This window comes from Saccharopolyspora hirsuta, from assembly GCF_008630535.1.
Lineage (GTDB): Bacteria > Actinomycetota > Actinomycetes > Mycobacteriales > Pseudonocardiaceae > Saccharopolyspora > Saccharopolyspora hirsuta.
The window spans coordinates 88434-108784 of sequence record NZ_VWPH01000007.1; the positions used below are offsets into that span (position 1 = coordinate 88434).

Genomic DNA, 20351 nt, shown 5'->3' on the forward strand with positions numbered 1-20351 from the left:
AGTTTCAATTGAAACCGCGGGGAGGTCAGGACTGGCGGAGGGCGCGGAGGGCGAGGAAGAGGTCCACGCGGTCCGCCGTGCTGGAGAGGCTGCGGCCGGTCAGCTCCTCGACCCGGCTCATGCGGTGGCGCAGGGTGTTGATGTGCACGTGGAGGCGCTGCGCCGCCTCCTGCCACCGACCGCCCGCGTCGAGGTAGACCGCCAGGGACGGCAGCAGGTCGCTGCCGCGGCGTTCGTCGTGGTCGAGCACCGGGCCGAGCAGCGTCCGGGAGGTCGCCGCCAGCAGTTCCGGGTCCTGCGCCGAGAGCAGCAGCGCCGGACTGCTCAGCTGCTCGTGCGTCATCCAGCCGCGCTCGCTGCGCGAGGACACCGCTTCCGCGGCGTGCGCCGCCTGCAGCAGGCTCACCCGCAGCTCCGAGGCGGTGCCCGGCTTGCCGACGCCGACGTGCACGCCGGCCATCGCGTCGTGGATCCGCCGCGCCAGCTCCACCGCGCTGTCCGGCACCCGCGCGAACGCGACGACGTCGCTGCCGCGCTGCGCCGCCACGCCGTCGGTGCCCAGCAGGTCACCCAGCCGCAGCGCCACGGCGTCCGGGTTCGCGGTCCGCACCACGACCGCGGCGAGCGGACCGTCCGGCGGCAGCCCGAGCGAGTGCAGCCGGGTGCGGATGGTGTCGATCCCGACCGCTCCGCTGTGGACCCATTCGAACAGCTCCCACGCGTAGCGCAGCTCCGTCGCGCGGACCGCCCGGGTGCGCTCGATCTCCAGCGCGATGAACGGCATCGCCTGCACCACGGCGGCCTGCTGCTCCACGTCGAGCTCGTCCGTCGGCCGGGGCAGCAGCAGCTCCGCCTCCGCCAGGCCCTCGCCCACCAGCGGCAACGGGTGGTTCGGCGTCGGCACCTCACCGGCCACCAGGCCGCCCGCGACGCGCACCGCCACCGGCTCGCCGAGCTGCCTGGCCAGCGTGCTGACCACGGTCCCGACGCCCCGGTCGACCCGCAGCGCGGCCACGATCGCGTCGTGCTGCGCGAGGTGGCGGCGCAGCGGGCGCTCCCACTCCGCCCGCTTGGTGTTGACGAAGGCCTCCACGATCTGCAGGAACGCGACCTCGACGGGCACCACGAAGCAGGTCAGCCCGCGATCGCGCGCGGCGGCCACGAACTCCTCCGGCACCTCGGACTCCGGCGGCACCAGGCCGAACCCGACGGCGGCGACGTCGGCGGCGACGAGATCGGCCACGAAGGCCTCCGCGGTGATCCCGGCGGTGCGCCACACCCCGGCGGTGAGCACCACCTCGCCGCCGCGCAGGAACCGCCCCGGCGCCTGGATCTCGATGGTGTGCACCCAGCGGATCGGCCGGTCCACCCGGCCGCGCACCCGCACCTGCAGGTCGAGTCCCGGCAGGTTCAGCAGATCTTCGACGAGCACCGCAGCACCTCCGTCACGTGCCGAGCACTTGCAGGGCCAGCCACAGCTCCGCGCGCACCCCGGGCTGGTCGAGGCTCCGGCCGAGCAGCTCCTCGACCTTGTGCACGCGGTTGCGCAGGGTGTGCCGGTGCACGCCCAGCCGGTTCGCCGCCGGATCCCACTGCCCGTGGTGCGCCAGCCAAGCGTGCAACGACCTCAGGAGCACCTCCTGGTCCCGCAGCGGCGCGAGCACGGCCTCGGCGAAGGCCTGCGCGTCGCCCTCGGGCACCAGGTCGAGCAACCCGCGCCCGGCGAGATCGGCGAACCGCACCGCCGCATCGCCGCGCTTGGCCACCTGCGCCGCCTGCTCGGCCTGCCGCAGCCCCTCGGCCAGCTCGGCCGCGGTGCTCGGTTCGGACACGCCGACGGCGAGTCCGGGCTGACCGGTGAGCCAGTCCAGCGCATCATCGCCCACCAGCCCCACCACCGCGTCGCCGCGCTCGGCCAGGTAGGCGGGCGCGCTCGGCTGGTCGGCGACCAACCTGGCCAGCAGCTCGTCCCGGTCGCGCGCCCCCAGCAGCACGACCACCCGGAACGGCTCCGGCGGGAGTTCGGCGTGCAGATCGCCGAGCACGTCCTGCACCGGCTCGCCGCGAAGCATCAGCTCCAGGAATCCCGCCCGCAGCCGCCGCCGCGCCGCCCCCAGCGCCTCGACCTGCTCCAGGGCGAGCGTCAGCAGCGAAGCAGCCGAGTTGATCACGTGGTGGTCGGCGGTGCCGAACGGCCCGCTCCGGCCCACGACCAGGAACCCCCGCGCCCGGCCGCCCAGCGCCTGCATGCTCACTTCCTGGTCGCCGAGCGAGAAACCGGCCGCGGCCAGTCCCCGCTTCGCGCGCATCTTGTCCACTTCGGACGACAGCGCCCCCAGCCGGGACCCGGCCGCGACCGGCGCGCTGTGCAGCAGCCGACCGCCGGAGTCCAGCAGCAGCACCCACGCGTCGAGCAGCCGGGCGAGCTTGCGCACCAAGGCGTTGACGCCGTTGGTCGTGCCCGCCGCCTGCGCGAGTTCGTGCTGGGCGCGGCTCGTGCGCCGCAGGCTCGCGTACTCGTCGGCGGCGACGGCGTGCGAAACCGCTTTGCTGATCGCGATGAACGGGGTCGGCCGGGGCACTTCGAGCAGCGGCAGCCCGGCGCGCTCGGCGGCGGTCACCAGCTCGGCGGGCACCGCCCGGTGGCTCAGCCCGACGCCGAACCCCAGCCCCGCGGCCCCCACCGAGGTCAGCCGCTCGACCAGCTCCGCGCAGTCCGCCGCGCGCAGCGCCAGGCCCGTGGTGAGCAGCAGCTCGCCGCCCTCCAGGAACGGCGCCGGGTCGGCCAGCTCGCTGGTGTGCACCCAGGCGATCGGCCGGTCCAGCGCCCGCTCCCCGGCCCGCGCGGTCAGGCCCAGCTCGCTGTCCGCGACCAGGTCGCGCAACGTCAGCGGCACCGGCCACCTCCTGACATTGTGTCCAACACCAGCACCCGAGTTAACCAGATCGTCACCTGTTCGGATCGGCGCCTCCCGCCGAGTCTGGTCCCAGTACGACACCACCAGGAGGCCCCGTGACCACCACCCAGGCGCGCGTCCTGCGCACCGAGATCCCCGGACCGAACTCCCGCGAGCTGCAGCGCCGCCGCGACGCGACGGTGGCCGCGGGCGTGGCCAGCGTGCTGCCGGTCTACATCACCGAGGCCTCCGGCGGCGTGCTGCAGGACGTCGACGGGAACTCGCTGATCGACCTGGGCTCGGGCATCGCGGTCACCAACGTGGGCAACGCCGCGCCGGAGGTCGTCGAACCGGTGCGCCGCCAGGTCGCCGAGTTCACCCACACCTGCTTCATGGTGACGCCCTACGAGAACTACCTGCAGGTCTGCGAGGAGCTCGCCGCGCTGACCCCCGGCGACCACGAGAAGCGCAGCGCGCTGTTCAACTCCGGCGCCGAAGCGGTGGAGAACGCGGTCAAGATCGCGCGCCGCGCCACCGGCCGCCCGGCGGTGGTGGCCTTCGACCACGCCTACCACGGCCGCACCAACCTGACCATGGCGCTGACCGCGAAGTCCGTACCGTACAAGCACGGTTTCGGCCCGTTCGCCCCGGAGATCTACCGGGTGCCGATGTCCTACCCGGCGCGCGACGGCCGCCCCGGCGAGCAGGTCGCGCGGGAGGCGGTCGAGCGGATCGAGAAGCAGCTCGGCGCCGACCAGGTCGCCGCGGTGCTGATCGAGCCGATCCAGGGCGAGGGCGGGTTCATCGAGCCCGCACCGGGCTTCCTGCCCGCGATCGCGCAGTGGTGCCGCGACAACGGCGTGCTGTTCGTCGCCGACGAGATCCAGACCGGTTTCTGCCGGACCGGCGCGTGGTTCGCCTGCGACCACGAGAACGTGGTGCCGGACCTGATCACGACCGCCAAGGGCATCGCGGGCGGCCTGCCGCTGGCGGCGGTCACCGGCCGCGCGGACCTGATGGACGCCATGCCGCCGAGCAGCCTGGGCGGCACCTACGGCGGCAACCCGATCGCCTGCGCGGGCGCGCTCGGCGCGATCCGCGCGATGCGCGAGCAGGACCTGGCCGCCGCCGCGCGCGCCATCGGCGACCTGGCGCTCCCCCGCCTGCGCGCGCTCGCCGAGGACACCGACGCGATCCTCGACGTGCGCGGCCGCGGCGCGATGATCGGCATCGAGTTCGTCAAGCCGGGCACCACCGAACCGGACCCGGAGACGACGGCGCGCATCGCCAAGGCCTGCCACGCGCAGGGCGTCGTGATCCTCACCTGCGGCACCTACGGCAACGTGATCCGCCTGCTCCCACCCCTGGTGATCGACCACGCCCTCCTGTCGGAAGGCCTGACGGTCCTGGAAGAAGCGATCCGCGAGCACGCGCGGTGACGAGCCGGGCCGCGGGCGCTCCTGCCGGGCACCCGCGCCCGCGGCCCACCCCCGCAGGTGCACAACCACACCAGCATGTGACACACATCGTCTACTCGTGACACTAATCTCAAATCAGGTCACCTCCGAGGACGTCCGACCTTGCCACGTCCCCATTAGTCATCCATGCTGACGGTATGGCGTTGGCTGACGAACGTGGAGCACGCACCGAAATCACGGCCAACGGGCAGGGCCGTGTGACGATTCCCGCTTCGATCAGGCGGGCTGCCGGGATCGAACCAGGCACGCCACTCGCGGTCTACGTGGAAGACGGTCGGGTGGTCATCGAAACGCGCGAACAACTCGGCGAGCGCATCCGGCGCGACGTCGCAGCGGCTTGGCGGGGCAGCGGGTCCGTCGTGGACGAGCTGATCGACGACCGCCGTGCAGCGGCCGCCGCCGAGGCCGACGAAGCCGCTGGAGGTCACCGTTGACCACAGTGCTGGACACGTCGGCAATCCTGGCTTGGCTGCGGGACGAGACCGGGGCGAACACGGTGAACGCGGTGATCAGCAGTGCGACGATGTCGACGGTGAATTGGTCGGAGCTCGCCCAGAAGCTGACTCAGCACGGGGCGGATGCCGGACGCACATGCGACCGGCTCCGCACGCTCGGGCTGGCAGTTGAACCGTTCACCACCGAAGACGCGGTGCGAGCTGGCGAGCTGTGGGCACGCACAAGGTCGGCCGGGTCGTCCCTCGGAGATCGCGCCTGCCTGGCGTTGGCCATCCGGCTCGACGCCCCGGTGCTCACCGCCGACAAAGCGTGGCAGGACATCGAGGCCGAGGTATCCATCGAGCTGCTGCGCTGAGTGCGGCCGCGGAGACCCGGAACTCACCCCACGGGCGCGTGACGGAGCTTGATCCGCGCGCCGCGTCCGGACCAGCATGTCGGCCGTGAGGAACGCGGAGTGCACCGAGATCACCGCCGACGGGGAGATGCGCATCACCCTGCCCCGGGCGATCATGCGGGCGGCTGGCATCGAGCCCGGGATGCCGCTGGTCGCCTACGAGGAGGACGGGCAGATCGTGGTCGAGATGCGGCCCGCGGCCTGGCACGGCGGGTCGGTCGACGAGGAGCTGTTCGGGAAGCGCCTGGTCGCGGGCGAACGGGCCTGAGCCGCGCAGCCGGTGCGCGCCACTCGGGGGGCGGTTCGCGACGCGCACCGGCCGGGCGCGGACCTCCGTCCACTTCGGACGTCGGTCCGGCAGTGCGCGGGCCGCAGGACCTCACCGGGTGCTGCCCCGCACACCGTCGCCGCGGTCACGGCGAGGTCGCACCCGCTCCGGCCACCAGCGGCAGCAGGATCATGGGGCACCGATCACCCGGAAGTCACCGTTGTGTTCATTTCGTTCACAGCAACCGCGGGCCCCGCGTGAGCGACGAACTCACTCCTCGGCGGCGAGCTGACCGCAGGCCGCGGCGATCTCCTGGCCCCGGGTGTCGCGGACCGTGCAGGGCACGCCCGCTTCGCGGACGCGGCGGACGAACTCGCGCTCCACCGGCTTCGGGCTGGCGTCCCACTTGCTGCCCGGGGTCGGGTTCAGCGGGATCAGGTTCACGTGCGCGTACTGGCCGAGGTGCCGGTGCAGCAGCTTGCCCAGCAGGTCCGCGCGCCACTGCTGGTCGTTGACGTCGCGGATCAGCGCGTACTCGATCGACACGCGGCGCCCGGTGTGGTCGGCGTAGCCGCGCGCGGCCTCCAGGACCTCGGCGACCTTCCAGCGGTTGTTCACCGGGACCAGCGTGTCGCGCAGCTCGTCGTCCGGGGTGTGCAGCGACACCGCCAGCGTCACGTGCAGGTTCTCCGCGGTCATCTTCTTGATCGCCGGGACGAGACCCACCGTCGACACGGTCACCGAGCGCTGCGAGAGGCCCAGGCCCTCCGGCGCCGGGTCGCAGATGCGGTGCACCGCGTTGATCACCCGGCGGTAGTTCGCTAGCGGCTCGCCCATGCCCATGAACACCACGTTGGACAGCCGCCCGGCACCGCCGGGGACCTCGCCGTCGCGCATCGCCGCAGCAGCCGAGCGCACCTGGTCGACGATCTCCGCGGTCGACAGGTTGCGCTGCAGGCCGCCCTGGCCGGTGGCGCAGAACGGGCAGGCCATGCCGCAGCCCGCCTGGCTGGAGATGCAGACCGTGGCGCGGTCCGGGTAGCGCATCAGCACGCTCTCCAGCAGCGTGCCGTCGTGCGCGCGCCAGAGCGTCTTGCGGGTCGTGCCCTCGTCGGTGACGAGGTTGCGGACCTCGGTGAGCAGCGGCGGCAGCAGGCTCTCGCCGAGCTTGGCGCGGCTGGCGGCCGGGATGTCGGTCATCGACTCGACGTCGGCGTTGAGCCGCCCGAAGTAGTGGTGCGCCAGCTGCTTGGCGCGGAACGGCTTCTCCCCCAGCTCGACGACGGCGGCCTTCCGTTCGTCGGCGGAGAGGTCGGCGAGGTGCCGCGGGGGCATGCCGCGGCGCGGGGCGTCGAAGACGAGTGGCAGGGAAGTCGCAGACATAGCGCCGCCCATCTTCCCACGCCCGGAGACGACCTTGGTGGCGGCCGTCGCTCGCGGTACAGTTTTCGGCGTGGCGAAAACCCGGTCCGCACGCTTCCGAAACACATCTCTCGTCGCAGCGGAGCTCCTGCTGCTCACCGCGGCCTGCGGAACCGGGTTCAGCCAGCCCGACGACGAGCGCAAGCAGGTGGTCACCACGTTCACCGTGATCGCCGACATGGCCCGCAACGTCGCCGGTGACGCGATCGCGGTGGAGTCGATCACCAAGCCGGGCACCGAGATCCACGAGTACGAGCCGACCCCCAGCGACATGCTCAAGGCGGCCAAGGCCGATCTGGTCCTGGACAACGGGCTCGGCCTGGAGCGCTGGTTCGACAAGTTCGTGCAGCGCAGCGAGGCCGAGCACGTGACGCTCACCAGCGGCATCGAGCCGATCGCCATCCGCGGCGGCGAGTACCGGGGCAAGGCGAATCCGCACGCCTGGATGTCGCCGCGCACCGCGATGACCTACGTCGCCAACATCCGCGACGCGTTCATCCGCCTCGACCCGGCGCACGCCGCGACCTTCCGCGCCAACGCCGACGCTTACCAGCAGCGGCTCGCCGAGATCGACCGCTACCTGCACCAGGAGCTGGCGAGCCTGCCCGACGAGCACCGCGCGCTGGTCACCTGCGAGGGCGCGTTCTCCTACCTGGCCCGCGACGCGGGGCTGCGCGAGGCGTACCTGTGGCCGGTGAACAGCGATGCGGAGGGCACGCCGCAGCAGATCAAGGCGACCACCGAGTTCGTCCGGGAGAACGGAGTCCCCACCGTGTTCTGCGAATCCACCGTCAACGACAAGGCCCAGCAGCAGGTCGCGCGGGAGACCGGTGCGCGGCTGGGCGACAAGCTCTACGTCGACTCGCTGTCCGGTCCGGACGGCCCGGTGCCGACGTACCTGGACCTGCTGCGCCACGACGCCGAGGCGATCGTCGCCGGACTGCGGGGTGCCCGGTGACCCTCGCGATCAGCGCGCACCGCGTGACCGTCCACTACGGCGAGACGCTGGCGCTCGACGACGTGTCGGTGGACATCGGCCCGGGGCGGATCTGCGGCCTGCTGGGCATGAACGGCTCCGGCAAGTCGACGCTGTTCAAGGCGCTGATGGGCCTGGTCCGCCCGGACTCCGGCGACATCCGGCTGCTCGGCCGCGACCAGCGGCAGGCGCGGCGGGACGGGCTGATCGCGTACGTGCCGCAGTCCGAGGCCGTCGACTGGACGTTCCCGGTGACCGTGGGCGACGTGGTCATGATGGGCCGCTACGGCCACCTCGGCCTCACCCGGCACCCCAAGCAGAAGGACAAGGCCGCGGTGCGCGCCGCGCTGGAGCGGGTCGGGCTCACCGAGCTGGCCGGAAACCCGATCGGCGCCCTGTCCGGTGGCCAGCGCAAGCGCGCGTTCGTCGCGCGCGGCATCGCGCAGGAGGCGCAGCTGCTGTTCCTCGACGAACCGTTCGCCGGGGTGGACAAGAAGTCCGAGGCGACCATCAGCGACCTGCTGCGCGAGCTGCGCTCCGAGGGACGCACGGTGGTGATCTCCACCCACGACCTGGCCAGCGTCCCGGCGCTGTGCGACGAGGCGGTGCTGCTCCAGCAGCGGGTGATCGCGCACGGCCCGCTCGACGAGGTGCTGTCCCCGGAGACCCTCGCCCGCACCTTCGGCGTCGAAACCGCCGTGGAGCCCTCATGACCGCCCCACCGACCTCCGGCAGTCCGCCCGCGCGCGAATCCGGCGGACGGCGAGACCACCTGACATCGCAGTGCGACGAACTCCGGGAGACAAGGTGAACGACATCCTCCAGTGGCTCGTCGAACCGGTGCAGTTCGGCTTCATGCAGCGCGCGCTGCTGGTCAGCCTGGCCGCCGGGCTGGTCTGCGCCGTGCTGTCCTGCTGGATCACGCTGATCGGCTGGTCCCTGCTCGGCGACGCCGTCTCGCACGCGGTGCTGCCCGGCGTGGTGCTCGCCTACGTGCTGGCGCTGCCGTTCTCCCTCGGCGCGTTCCTGTTCGGCACCCTCGCCGTCGGGTTGATCGCCGGGGTCCGCAGCACCACCCGGTTGAAGGGCGACGCCGCGATCGGCGTGGTGTTCACCGGCCTGTTCGCGCTGGGACTGGTGCTGGTCTCGCGCATCCCGAGCCAGGTGGACCTCAACCACATCCTGTTCGGCAACGTCCTCGGCGTCACCGACTCCGACATCGTGCAGGTGCTGGTGATCGCCGCGGTCGTGCTGGCGGTGGCCCTGATCAAGCGCCGCGACCTCACGCTCTACGCCTTCGACCCGACCCACGCGCACGCGATCGGCCTCAACCCGCGGCGGATCGGCGCGCTGCTGCTGACGATGCTGGCGCTGACCGTCGTCGTGGCGCTGCAGGCCGTCGGCGTCATCCTGGTCACCGCGATGCTGATCACCCCGGGCGCCACGGCCTTCCTGCTGACCAAGCGCTTCCCGAAGATGCTCGCGGTGGCGGCCGCGCTGTCGGTGTTCAGCAGCGTCCTGGGCACCTACCTGAGCTTCCACCTGGACACCTCGACCGGCGGCATGATCGTGGTCTGCCAGACGGTCGTGTTCGGGCTGGTCTACCTGGGAGCGCCGGAGCAGGGCCTGATCGCGCGGGCGGTGCGCCGCCGCGCCGGTGAGCGCCCCGCGGTCGGCGTCTGACCAGCGACGCCGCGCGAACCACCTTCGGGAACGCACCTCGGCCGCCCGTATCGTGAAAGCATGACGAGTATGGCCGAGCGTCCGTCGCCGTCCGTCGAGGACTACCTCCGGGCGATCTACGGGCTCAGCGAACGAGGCGTGCCCGTCACGAACGCCACCCTGACGCAGCGCCTCGGGCTGAGCCCGTCATCGGTGTCCGGGATGATCAACAAGCTGGCGCAGCTCGGCCTGGTCACCCACGTCCGGTACCGCAGCGTCGAGCTGACCCCGGAAGGCCGCCGGCTGGCCCACGACGTGCTGCGCCGCCACCGGCTGATCGAGCTGTTCCTGGTCGAGGAGCTGGACTACAGCTGGGACGAGGTGCACCGCGAGGCCGACGCCCTGGAGCACGCGGTGTCCGACGAGCTCGTCGCGCACATCGCCGCCAAGCTCGGCAACCCCACCCACGACCCGCACGGCGACCCGATCCCGACCGCCGACGGCCGGATGGAGGAACCGCAGACCAAGCTGCTGGACCAGGTGGACCCCGGCACCGTCGGCACCATCGCGCGGGTCTGGGACACCGATTCTGAGCTGCTGCGCTACCTCACCGAGCACGGCATGACGCTGGGCTCGCGCATCGAGCTCGTGGAGCGCAAGCCGTTCGGCGGGCCGCTGGTGGTGCGCGTCGGCGAACCCCCGCACGACGAAACGCACTTCGTGGGCGACGAGATCGCCGCGGCGCTATCGATCAGCGTGCACCGGTGAACCGTCGGTGAACCGCGGGCCGACCGAGCGCGCGGTCACCACCCGAGTGCGTTCCGGCTGCTCCGCGGGCTCCTCGCCGTAGATCTGCTCGGTCACCAGCCGACCGTGCAGCTCGTCGGTCCGGTGCGCGCCGAGCACCGCCAGCAGCAGGTCGAACCGGCTGTCGGTCAGCGCCACCGCCACGTAGCAGAACCCGGCCAGGCCGATGAACACCAGCCCGGAAACCCACACCACGGGCGCGCCCTGCACCAGGAACATCACCGCGACGGCCAGCACCAGGCCGGACCCGAACGCCACCCCGCGGGCGATCGACACCTGCTTCAGCAGCGCGCGGAAGGCCGGGTACTGCTCGCACAGCTGCCGGAGGATCCGGGCCCGCTCCCGGCGGTCCAGCTCGGCAAGCCGGCTCAGGCCCGCGGTGACCGGCTTCGCCGCGCGGTTGGCCATGGCTGCTCCTGTACCCCCGGGTGCTTGCACGATCGGGCACTCCACGCGCGTATACGCACGCTGAGTGACCACTCCTAGTCGATCACGTGGACCGTCCAGGATCAAGGCGTCATTCGGGGGCGTTCGATTGCGGAAAAGGCACCGAAAAGTAACGCCACCGGGTGACGGGCGTTCTCTTGATCGGCCGCAGGTGTTTTCGCCGCCGAGGCGCCGGTCACCCTCTGAGGTAGCCGGGGACGCTGCGGAGCCCCGCGGAAGCGCCGGAGGAGGAGCGATGGCCATCGCAGTGGGCGCGCCCGCCTGGGTGGACCTGGCCACGAACGAGCTGTCCGCCACCCGCGACTTCTACACCGGTCTGTTCGGCTGGCACTGGATCCAGCGGCCGGACTACAACATCGCGCTGAAGGAGCACAAACCGGTCGCGGGCCTGCTCCCGCCGGAGACCGACGCGCCGACCGCCTGGACCCTGTACCTGGAGTGCGGTTCGGCCCGCCGAGCGGTGGAGCGCATCCGCGCGCTGGGCGGGAAGGTGCTGGTCCCGCCCACGGAAACGCCCGCGGACGAGATGTTCCTGGTCGCCGAGGACCCCACCGGAGCGGTGGTCGGCCTCTGGGAGGCCCCGCCCAACGGCACCTTCGGCCGGGATCACGCGGGCATGCTCTGCTGGGCCGAGCTGCACACCCGCGACGGCTCCGCGGCCGACCCGTTCTACGCCGACCTGCTGGGCTACCGCCAGGAGCAGATCGGCGAGCCGGGCGAGAGCTTCGACTACACCGTCTGGTACGTCGACGACCAGCCCACCCTGGGCCGGTTCGAGACCAGCCTGACGCTGCAGGAGGAAGTGCCCGCGCACTGGCAGCTGTACTTCCAGGTCAACCCGGACCGCAACACCGACGAGGCGACCGCGAAGGCGGTGGAGCTCGGCGGCGAGGTCCTCCGCGAACCCACGGACTCCCCGCACGGCCGGGTCGCCCTCCTCCGCGACGTGGTCGGCGCGACCTTCTTCATCATCGACACCGCCCAGCGCACCGGCGAGTGAGCGGGCGTTCAGGGCGTCAGGAGGGTGGTCGGCTTGCGGCGGGTGCGGAGGCGGTAGCGGACCGGCAGCGTGCAACCGGTGGTTTCGCGGGCCGCGCGGGCGGCGACCTTCGCGGAGAACTCGATGCCCAGGACCGCTTCCAGGGATTCCCGGTCGTCGAAGCGCCAGAGGGTGTCCACCGAGGTGCTGTCGAAGTCGTGGCGCTGGAAGAACGACTCGATCGCCGCCGGGTCGACCTGCGGCGCGTCCGCCCGCATCCAGTCGCCGTAGGGCGAGCTGCCCGCGTCCAGGTCCACGATGGCGATCGTGCCGCCCGGCCGCAGCACCCGCTCCGCCTCGGCCAGCCCCGGCTCGCAGCCGGGACCGAAGAAGTACGCCGTCCGGGCGTGCACCAGGTCCGCGCTGGCGTCGGCCAGCGGCAGCTGCTGGGCGGGCGCCTGCCGGACGTCCACGCCGGGGGTCCCGGCCACCCGGTGCCGCGCCCGCTCGACCAGCGGCTGGTGCGGTTCGACGCCGATCACGCTGCGCGCCTCGGCGGCGAACAGCGGCAGGTGGAAGCCGTCGCCGCAGCCGATGTCGACCACGTCCCGACCGGCCCAATCGCAGCGCTCCCGAAGCGCGCTCCACAGCACCCCGGTGGCGTCCTGGGCCCGGTTCTCGATCTCGAACAGCTCCGGCCAGTGCCAGATGTTCGGGCTCGGCGTGACCTGCGGCCGAGCCGCCTTCCGCCAGCTGCGCATCAGTGCTTGCCTTCGATCCTGGTCTTTTCTTGAAACGCCGAAGGCGTTCAGCCCACCTAAGCAACCGGCACCGCTGCGGGTTCTCAGACGTCACCTGCCGAGGACAGCCCGTTCGCCGTGTACTGGGCACGGGATCCCTCAGGCAGGTGGCGTCTGAGGTTCCGCTACCGGCACCGCCCAGCAGAACGAGTTCGTCAGAAAGATCTTCAGGTCGGGATCAGCCAGAAGAGCATCATCCAGGCCGCTGCCGCGGACGGGAGGAGGGAGTCCATCCGGTCCATCAGGCCGCCGTGACCGGGCAACAGGTTGCCCATGTCCTTGATGCCCAGGTCGCGCTTGATCAGCGACTCCATCAGGTCGCCCAGCGTCGCGGTGCACACCAGGGCGGCGCCGAACAGCACGCCCTTCCACCAGTCGCCGCCCAGCAGCAGGGTCACCGACAGGGCCCCGGCCACCACGCCGACCAGCATCGATCCGCCAAAGCCCTCCCAGGACTTCTTCGGGCTGATCGTCGGCGCCATCGGGTGCTTGCCGAACAGGACGCCGAACGCGTAACCACCGGTGTCGGAGGCGACGACGCCGATCATGAAGCACAGCGCGCGGAACGCGCCGTCCTCCGGCCGCACGAGCATCGCGGCGAACGCGGCGAACAGCGGGACGTAGGCCGCGGTGAACACCGATGCGGTCACGTCCCGCACGTAGCCGTCGACCCCGTGCCGGAACCGCCACGCCAGGCAGGCCAGCACCGTGATCGCGAACGCCACCAGCGCTCCGCGCAGGCCGAACGGCCAGGACAGCCACACCATGGCCTGCCCGCCCACCAGCACGGGGACGAGCGAGACCCGGATGTCGGCGCCGCGCTTGAGCGCGTTGGACAGCTCCACGCTGGAGACCGCCACCGCGGCGGCGACGATGCCGATGAAGACGAAGCGCACCATCAGCAGCGAGAGGATGATCGCGGCACCGAGCACTACCCCGACGCCGATGGCGGCACGGAGATCGCGTCCGGCCCGGGAAGGACGCGAAGGCGGGTCCGGGGCGCCAGCGGGCATTCCGGACTCACCTTCGCACTGGCCGGCCGTCACCACTCAGACCTCGAGCAGTTCTGCTTCCTTGTGCTTCACAAGGTCGTCGATCTGGGCGGTGTAGCGGTGGGTGAGGTTGTCGAGCTCCTTCTCCCCGCGGGTGCCCTCGTCCTCACCGGCCTCGCCGTCCTTGACGATGCGGTCGATCTCTTCCTTCACCTTGCGGCGGATGCCCCGCACGCTGACCTTGCCGTCCTCGCCCTTCTGCTTGGCGAGCTTGACCATCTCCTTGCGGCGCTCCTCGGTCATCTGCGGGATCGCCACCCGGATGAGCTGACCGTCGTTGGACGGGTTGACGCCCAGGTCGGAGTCGCGGATGGCCTTCTCCATCGCCGCCAGCTGGCTGGCGTCGTAGGGCTTGATGACCACCAACCGCGCCTCCGGCACGGAAACGCTGGCCAGCTGGTTCAACGGCGTCGGCGAACCGTAGTAGTCGACGACGATGCCGGAGAACATCGCGGGGTTCGCACGGCCGGTGCGCACGGTGGCCAGCTCGTCCTTGGCCCGCTCCACCGCCTTTTGCATCTTCTCCTCGCCTTCGAGAAGAGCTTCGTCGATCACGGCTGCTCCTTAAGTCTGCCGACCGGTGGACATTGCAAGTGTCGCCCGCGGTGCGCCGCCGTCCCACGGCGGGCCCGCGACCAGATCAGGATCCCAGCACCGTCAGGCCGGCGCGGCGGCTGGGGTGCTGACCAACGTGCCGATCTTCTCCCCGCCGACCGCTCGGGCGATGTTGCCCTCCTGCAGCAGGTTGAACACCAGGATCGGCATGTGGTTGTCCATGCACAGGCTGAACGCGGTCGCATCGGCGACCTTCAGGCCGCGCTCCAGCACCTCCCGGTGCGTGATGCTGTCGAACAGCTTCGCGTCCGGGGTGGTCTTCGGGTCCGCGGTGTAGACGCCGTCGACGGCCTTGGCCATCAGCACGACCTCGCAGCCGATCTCCAGCGCCCGCTGCGCCGCGGTGGTGTCGGTGGAGAAGTAGGGCATCCCGGTGCCCGCGCCGAAGATCACCACGCGGCCCTTCTCCATGTGCCGCATGGCGCGGCGCGGGATGTAGGGCTCGGCCACCTGGCCCATGGTGATCGCGGTCATCACGCGGGTGTCGATGCCGTGCTCGCGCTCCAGGAAGTCCTGCAGCGCCAGGCAGTTCATCACGGTGCCCAGCATGGCCATGTAGTCGCCACGAGCCCGCTCCATCCCGCGCTGCTGCAGCTCGGCGCCGCGGAAGAAGTTGCCGCCGCCGATCACGATGGCCACCTCGACCCCGTCGGCGACGATCTCGGCGATCTGCCGGGCCACCGTGCCGACCACGTCCGGGTCGATCCCGACGCTGCCCCCGCCGAACATCTCACCGCCCAGTTTGAGCAGCACCCGGCCGTAACCGCGCTGCGTTGGGCCCTCGTCGGTCACTGATTCCTCCTGCGAGGTTCTTCTGTGGTCAATTCGCGTTGGTGGGCACCTGGCGGAACCTCATGCGCCTTCTCGGCCGGGACCCGCCCGTCTGGGCCGGTCCTCGAGAAGGCGCATGAGAACCCGCAGGTCGTGAGCCCACTGCTGTCCAGTGCAGTCGAGCGCGTCGCACTTCTCAACCGCGCGGGCCGCGCCGACACCGCGATCTTGCGAAAGCGCCCCGCCTTTCCACGAAGGCGGGGCGCCGAAGCCGCGTCTGGCGGCTGCCGAGCCGACCTGCGCAGCTGCGCAGGTGGGACACCGCTGGGTGCTGGCCCGGCAGGCCGCCCGCAGCAGCAGGTCAGGCCTGGCCGACCTCGAACCGGACGAAGCCGGTGACCGTCACGCCGGCCTCGTCCAGCAGCGCCTTGACGGTCTTCTTGTTGTCCTGCACGGACGGCTGGTCCAGCAGGGCGTTCTCCTTGAAGAAGCCGTTCAGGCGACCCTCGACGATCTTCGGCAGGGCCTTCTCCGGCTTGCCCTCCGCCTTCGCGGTCTCCTCGGCGATGCGCCGCTCGTTGGCGACGATGTCCTCCGGGACCTCGTCGCGGTGCAGGTACTTCGGCTTGAGCGCGGCGACCTGCATCGCGGCACCGCGAGCGGCCTCGGCGTTGTCACCGGTGTACTCGACCAGCACGCCGACCGCCGGGGGCAGGTCCGCGGAGCGGCGGTGCAGGTAGGTGGCCACGGCGCCGTCGAACTTGGCGACCCGGCGCAACTCCAGCTTCTCGCCGATCTTGGCGGACAGCTCCTGGATGGCGTCGGCGACGGTCTTGCCGTCCAGCGGCGCGGCCAGCGCGCTCTCCAGGTCACCGGCACCGGCCTCGCGGACCGCGGCGGCGATCTTGTTCGCCAGCTGGATGAACTCGTCGTTCTTGGCGACGAAGTCCGTCTCGCTGTTCAGCTCGATCAGCACCCCGCCGTCCGCGGCGACCAGGCCCTCGGCGGTCGCGCGCTCGGCGCGCTTGCCGACGTCCTTGGCACCCTTGATGCGGAGGCTCTCGACGGCCTTGTCGAAGTCGCCGTCGTTCTGGTCGAGCGCCTTCTTGCAGTCCATCATGCCGGCGCCGGTCAGCTCGCGAAGACGCTTGACGTCGGCCGCACTGAAGTTCGCCATCGTGCGTTATCCGTCCCTCTTGTTACGCAGCTTCGAAGGTCTTGCAGGCGGGCAACGACCCCGCGGCGTCCGATCCGCTCGGCGGGGCGGCGTGCCCAGCTCGGGAAATCACACCCGCAAGTGTGACTGGCAGGCAGCCTGATCGCGCCCCGCGCCCGACCAGCGGACGCGGGGCGCGGCGCATCAGGACTGCGCGGGCTGCTCGCCGCCCTCGGCGGCCTGGCCGGAACCGGCCAGCAGCTCCTTCTCCCACTCGGCCAGCGGCTCGCCACCGGCCGGCTTCTCCTCGCCCTCCGGGGTGCCGTTGGTGCGGCCGCTGCGGGCCATCAGGCCCTCGGCGACGCCGTCGGCGACCACGCGGGTCAGCAGGGCGGCGGAGCGGATCGCGTCGTCGTTGCCCGGGATCGGGTAGTCGACCTCGTCCGGGTCGCAGTTGGTGTCCAGGATCGCCACCACCGGGATGCCCAGCTTGCGGGCCTCGCCGACGGCGATGTGCTCCTTCTTGGTGTCCACGATCCACACGGCGCTGGGCACCTTGCTCATGTCGCGGATACCGCCGAGGGTCTTCTCGAGCTTGTCCTTCTCGCGGGTCAGCATCAAGATCTCCTTCTTGGTGCGACCCTCGAAGCCCCCGGTCTGCTCCATGGTCTCGAGTTCCTTGAGACGCTGCAGACGCTTGTGGACGGTCTGGAAGTTGGTGAGCATGCCGCCCAGCCAGCGCTGGTTGACGAACGGCATGCCGACCCGCTGGGCCTGCTCGGCGATCGCTTCCTGCGCCTGCTTCTTGGTGCCGACGAACAGGATCGTCCCGCCGTGCGCGACCGTCTGCTTGACGAAGTCGAACGCCCCGTCGATGTAGGACAGCGTCTGCTGCAGGTCGATGATGTAGATGCCGTTGCGCTCGGTGAAGATGTAGCGCTTCATCTTCGGGTTCCAGCGACGGGTCTGGTGCCCGAAGTGCACGCCGCTGTCGAGCAGCTGCTTCATGGTGACGACGGCCATGGCCTGATTCGCACCTCGTGAGTCGGGCGCGCCGGGTGGCGCGCGATTCGGTTGCCGCGACGAGCCGGGTGACCCGCCGCCCTGGTACCCGCCCCGGCCACCCCACCCGGGCTCGCGAGGAGCTCGGGACCGCGGGGCACCGGCACCCTGCCGGGGGCAGCAGCGTCCGAGGTGTTGAACTCGGTACTGAGCCACCTGGTGGCCGACCGTTCGGTCGAGCTACCTGCGCAGGCGTGGCGTGCGGGCACGCGAAGTCGGTCCGTGCGGACACGAAACCGCGCCAACAGTGTACTGGACGCACCAGCTGACCCGATCGTGGACCGCGAGTTGTCCACAGCCGCCTGGTTTGTCCACAGATTTCCGCTTCCCCCTGTTGCCCGCGGCGGCGCGCGGCCACTGTGGGGGCATGCGCTTGTTGATCACATCAGCCCTGCTGTGCGGCGGTTTCACCACCGCCGCGATCGGCCTGGCCGCCGCGCCAGAGCCGACCACCCCGCCCGCCCCGGCACCGGCCGCGCGGGCCTCCGAAGGCCAGTTCGGGTGGCCGCTGGCACCACCGCCTGCCGTCGCCCGACCGTTCGAAGCCCCGGCGCACACCTACGGCCCCGGCCACCGCGGGGTGGACCTGGTCGGCGAGGTCGGCCAACCCGTGCTGGCCGCGGGCGACGGGCTCGTGGTCTTCGCAGGTCAGGTGGCCGGGCGCAACCTGGTGTCGATCGAGCACCCGACGGGCCTGCGCACCACCTACGAGCCGGTCCGCCCGGCGGTGTCGGTCGGCGACCAGGTCGCCAGGGGTCAGCCGATCGGCGACCTGGAGCCGGGCCACCCGGAGTGCACGGCGCAACCGCCTCAGGCCTGCCTGCACTGGGGAGCCCGCGAGCGGGTGGCCTACCTGGACCCGCTCCGCCTCCTGGGCATCGGCCACGTCCGCCTGCTGCCCTGGGACTGACCGGAGGCACGAGCCGGGGTGGCGACCTCCGCGAGATCGCCACCCCGGCTCGACGGGCCGTCAGCCCGCTTCGGTGAGCTTGGTGCGCAGGCGCAGCACCGCCCTGGTGTGCAGCTGGCAGACGCGCGACTCCGTCACCCCGAGGACCTTGCCGATCTCGGCGAGGGTGAGGTTCTCGAAGTAGTAGAGCGTGACCACCACCCGATCGCGCTCGCTCAGGCGTTCCACCGCTTCGGCCAGCTGTCGGCGGCTGTCCCGGTCCACCAGGGCCGCGACCGGGTCCTCGGCGCGGTCGTCGGGCAGCGTCTCGGCCAGGGAGGCCTGCATCGGCCCGGCCCCGATCAGGTCGTCCAGCGCGATCACGCTGGTCATCTGCAGCTGGGCGAACAGCTCGCGGAGCTCGTCCAGGGACAGCTCCAGCTCGGCGGCCAGCTCGGCGTCGGTGGCCGTGCGCTGCAGCTTCGCTTCCAGGCGCTCCAGCGCCCGCTCGACGTCCCTGGCCCGGCTGCGCACCGATCGGGGGACCCAGTCCTGGGCGCGCAGGTCGTCCAGGATGGCGCCCCGGATGCGCTGCATCGCGTAGGTCTCGAACTTCAGGCCGCGCTCGGGCTCGAACTTCTCGATCGCGTCGACCAGGCCGAAGATGCCGGACTGGATCAGGTCGGAGACCTCGACGTGCGAGGGCAGCCCGGTGCCCACCCGGCCCGCGACGTACTTGACCAGCGGCGCGTAGTGCAGCACCAAGCGGTCGCGGAGCTCCTGGTCGCGCCGCTCGCCGAACGCCTGCCAGAGCGCGACGATGCCCGCTTCGACGTCGTCGGCGCTGCGCTGGTCCCCGTCCGCGGCCGCAGCGGCTTCGGCCGCCAGGGACAGTCCGCGGCGACGCACGCACTCGTGGGCGTGACCGTTCGTCGCGCCGCCTTGATCACGGGCGGTCACCGGCGCCGAGTTCGGTCTCGCGGCCACCGTGTCGGCGCCGCCCCCGGCGTGGTCAGGAACGGGGGTGGGTTCGGTCATGGATCGCCTTCAGCCGTTCAACTGTCACGTGGGTGTAAAGCTGGGTCGTTGCGAGCGTAGCGTGACCAAGCAACTCCTGAACGCTACGGAGGTCCGCACCGCCTTCCAGCAAATGGGTCGCCGCTGAATGCCGCATGCCGTGCGGACCGACGTCCGGTGCACCGGAAACGGTCCCGACCGCGTCGTGCACGGTCCGGCGTGCGGTGCGCGGGTCCAGCCGTCCACCCCGGACCCCCAGGAACAGCGCGGCGCCGGATGCCGCGCGAACCAGCTTCGGCCGTCCAGCGGTGAGCCACCGGTCGAGCGCATCATCCGCGGGTAGCCCGAACGGCACAACGCGTTCCTTGTCACCCTTGCCGATCACGCGGATCACCCGGCGCTCGCGGTCGACGTCGTCGACGTCCAACCCGCACAGCTCGGCGACGCGGACGCCGGTGGCGTACAGGAGCTCGAGCACCGCGTGATCACGCAGCGCTACCGGATCACCCTGTTCGGCTCCCGCCGCGGAGGCCCGCATCGTCGCGTCCGCCTGGTCGGTGCGCAGCACCGCGGGCAGCTTCCGCGGCTTGGACGGCACCGCGAGGCGCGGCCCGGGGTCGCTCTGCAGCAGCCCGGCGCGCAGCGCCCACGCCGTGAAGGTGCGGGCAGCCGCCGTCCGCCGGGCCATCGTCGAGCGGCTCGCACCCTGCGCGTGCTGCGCCGACAACCACTCCCGGAGCACCGAGATGTCCAGTTCGGCGAGGGTTTCCCGGCCCGCTGCCCCGGACAGGTGATCGAGCAGCGACACGACGTCGCCGACGTAACCGCGGACGGTGTGCACCGACAGCCCGCGTTCGGCGGCGAGGTGCCGTTCGAACCCGTCGACCGCAGCACCCAGCGGCTCGGGCAGTTTCGCCCGGACCGCGCGGAAATCGGGTCTTCGCGATTCGGGGGAACGGGCACGGGACATGCCTCAGACGCTGGCCCTTGCACCGCCACCGGTCAAGCATCGCCACGCCGAATCATGATCACTCGACCCCGATCAGCCGGTCACCACACGGGTTCTCCGCGCCCCACCCCACGGGAACCCGGCATTTCACGCGCGTACGGCTGCCACCGCAGCGTTTCCGGCCCGCGCGAACGACATCACTGCGGCCTCTCAGAGATTCCCCAGCTAGAGGGCCTTCCACCGCGCATCGGGCA

The 20351-nt window shown here is 71.4% G+C and carries 22 protein-coding genes; 10 read left to right on the forward strand and 12 right to left on the reverse strand.

All coding sequences use genetic code 11. The features are described from left to right. Positions 1–25 precede the first annotated feature (25 nt). Complete coding sequence (locus tag F1721_RS16155; RefSeq protein WP_150067527.1) at positions 26–1432, reverse strand: helix-turn-helix domain-containing protein; 1407 nt, start codon at positions 1430–1432, stop codon at positions 26–28. Between the two features lie 13 nt (positions 1433–1445). After that, on the reverse strand, positions 1446–2897 hold the full coding sequence (locus tag F1721_RS16160) for a PucR family transcriptional regulator (protein WP_150067528.1): 1452 nt from the start codon (positions 2895–2897) through the stop codon (positions 1446–1448). Between the two features lie 116 nt (positions 2898–3013). On the opposite strand from F1721_RS16160, the gene gabT reads away from it, so the two are divergent. The 4 genes from gabT (at position 3014) to F1721_RS16180 (ending at position 5493) form a co-directional block, all read left to right on the forward strand. Then, positions 3014–4336, forward strand: a complete 1323-nt coding sequence (gene gabT / locus F1721_RS16165) for a 4-aminobutyrate--2-oxoglutarate transaminase (RefSeq protein WP_150067529.1) — start codon at positions 3014–3016, stop codon at positions 4334–4336. Between the two features lie 176 nt (positions 4337–4512). Further along, positions 4513–4809 (forward strand): AbrB/MazE/SpoVT family DNA-binding domain-containing protein, encoded by a 297-nt coding sequence (locus F1721_RS16170; protein ID WP_246155017.1) that lies wholly within the window; start codon positions 4513–4515, stop codon positions 4807–4809. Between the two features lie 5 nt (positions 4810–4814). After that, positions 4815–5186, forward strand: a complete 372-nt coding sequence (locus F1721_RS16175; protein ID WP_246155102.1) for a type II toxin-antitoxin system VapC family toxin — start codon at positions 4815–4817, stop codon at positions 5184–5186. 85 nt (positions 5187–5271) lie between these two features. Beyond that, complete coding sequence (locus tag F1721_RS16180; RefSeq protein ID WP_150067531.1) at positions 5272–5493, forward strand: AbrB/MazE/SpoVT family DNA-binding domain-containing protein; 222 nt, start codon at positions 5272–5274, stop codon at positions 5491–5493. A gap of 270 nt (positions 5494–5763) precedes the next feature. Here F1721_RS16180 and rlmN read toward each other — a convergent pair whose 3' ends face one another. Then, the gene (rlmN, locus tag F1721_RS16185; RefSeq protein ID WP_150067532.1) at positions 5764–6876 is read right to left on the reverse strand and encodes a dual-specificity RNA methyltransferase RlmN; all 1113 of its coding nucleotides are present in this window, start codon (positions 6874–6876) and stop codon (positions 5764–5766) included. A 70-nt stretch (positions 6877–6946) separates the two neighbouring features. Between rlmN and F1721_RS16190 the strand changes: the two genes are divergently transcribed. The 4 genes from F1721_RS16190 (at position 6947) to F1721_RS16205 (ending at position 10321) form a co-directional block, all read left to right on the forward strand. After that, positions 6947–7873: a metal ABC transporter substrate-binding protein gene (locus F1721_RS16190; RefSeq protein WP_246155020.1), complete on the forward strand. Its 927-nt coding sequence runs from the start codon at positions 6947–6949 to the stop codon at positions 7871–7873. Then, positions 7870–8604 (forward strand): metal ABC transporter ATP-binding protein, encoded by a 735-nt coding sequence (locus F1721_RS16195; protein WP_150067534.1) that lies wholly within the window; start codon positions 7870–7872, stop codon positions 8602–8604. The genes F1721_RS16190 and F1721_RS16195 overlap by 4 nt, the downstream gene beginning before the upstream one ends. A 94-nt stretch (positions 8605–8698) precedes the next feature. Beyond that, positions 8699–9574 (forward strand): metal ABC transporter permease, encoded by an 876-nt coding sequence (locus F1721_RS16200; RefSeq protein WP_150067535.1) that lies wholly within the window; start codon positions 8699–8701, stop codon positions 9572–9574. A gap of 69 nt (positions 9575–9643) precedes the next feature. Next, positions 9644–10321: a metal-dependent transcriptional regulator gene (locus F1721_RS16205; protein ID WP_425474408.1), complete on the forward strand. Its 678-nt coding sequence runs from the start codon at positions 9644–9646 to the stop codon at positions 10319–10321. Here the strand turns inward: F1721_RS16205 and F1721_RS16210 are convergent. Continuing rightward, entirely contained in the window at positions 10298–10768 is a 471-nt protein-coding gene (locus F1721_RS16210) for a hypothetical protein (protein WP_150067537.1), read from the reverse strand. The genes F1721_RS16205 and F1721_RS16210 overlap by 24 nt on opposite strands. Positions 10769–11042: 274 nt before the next feature. On the opposite strand from F1721_RS16210, the gene F1721_RS16215 reads away from it, so the two are divergent. Then, the gene (locus F1721_RS16215) at positions 11043–11807 is read left to right on the forward strand and encodes a VOC family protein (RefSeq protein WP_150067538.1); all 765 of its coding nucleotides are present in this window, start codon (positions 11043–11045) and stop codon (positions 11805–11807) included. Positions 11808–11815: 8 nt separating this feature from the next. On the opposite strand, the gene F1721_RS16220 is transcribed toward F1721_RS16215, so the two are convergent. The 6 genes from F1721_RS16220 to rpsB all read right to left on the reverse strand — a co-directional run bounded on the left by F1721_RS16220 (position 11816) and on the right by rpsB (position 17203). Further along, positions 11816–12547, reverse strand: coding sequence for a class I SAM-dependent methyltransferase (locus F1721_RS16220; protein WP_150067539.1), 732 nt, complete (start codon positions 12545–12547; stop codon positions 11816–11818). A 206-nt stretch (positions 12548–12753) separates the two neighbouring features. Then, positions 12754–13599: a phosphatidate cytidylyltransferase gene (locus F1721_RS16225; RefSeq protein ID WP_150067540.1), complete on the reverse strand. Its 846-nt coding sequence runs from the start codon at positions 13597–13599 to the stop codon at positions 12754–12756. A gap of 36 nt (positions 13600–13635) precedes the next feature. After that, entirely contained in the window at positions 13636–14193 is a 558-nt protein-coding gene (gene frr / locus F1721_RS16230; RefSeq protein WP_150067541.1) for a ribosome recycling factor, read from the reverse strand. 102 nt (positions 14194–14295) lie between these two features. Beyond that, on the reverse strand, positions 14296–15045 hold the full coding sequence (gene pyrH, locus F1721_RS16235) for a UMP kinase (RefSeq protein WP_150067542.1): 750 nt from the start codon (positions 15043–15045) through the stop codon (positions 14296–14298). Positions 15046–15385: 340 nt separating this feature from the next. Further along, positions 15386–16201 (reverse strand): translation elongation factor Ts, encoded by an 816-nt coding sequence (gene tsf / locus F1721_RS16240; protein WP_150067543.1) that lies wholly within the window; start codon positions 16199–16201, stop codon positions 15386–15388. Between the two features lie 183 nt (positions 16202–16384). Continuing rightward, a complete protein-coding gene (rpsB, locus tag F1721_RS16245) occupies positions 16385–17203 on the reverse strand; it encodes a 30S ribosomal protein S2 (RefSeq protein ID WP_150067544.1) in 819 nt (272 codons plus the stop codon). A gap of 406 nt (positions 17204–17609) precedes the next feature. Here rpsB and F1721_RS16250 point away from each other — a divergent pair, with 406 nt between their 5' ends. Beyond that, on the forward strand, positions 17610–18152 hold the full coding sequence (locus tag F1721_RS16250) for a M23 family metallopeptidase (RefSeq protein WP_150067545.1): 543 nt from the start codon (positions 17610–17612) through the stop codon (positions 18150–18152). A gap of 60 nt (positions 18153–18212) precedes the next feature. Here F1721_RS16250 and whiG read toward each other — a convergent pair whose 3' ends face one another. After that, positions 18213–19169: an RNA polymerase sigma factor WhiG gene (gene whiG / locus F1721_RS16255; RefSeq protein WP_150067546.1), complete on the reverse strand. Its 957-nt coding sequence runs from the start codon at positions 19167–19169 to the stop codon at positions 18213–18215. Then, positions 19144–20118, reverse strand: a complete 975-nt coding sequence (locus F1721_RS16260) for a tyrosine recombinase XerC (RefSeq protein WP_150067547.1) — start codon at positions 20116–20118, stop codon at positions 19144–19146. Before F1721_RS16260 ends, whiG begins: the two co-directional genes overlap by 26 nt. Between the last annotated feature and the right edge of the window lie 233 nt (positions 20119–20351).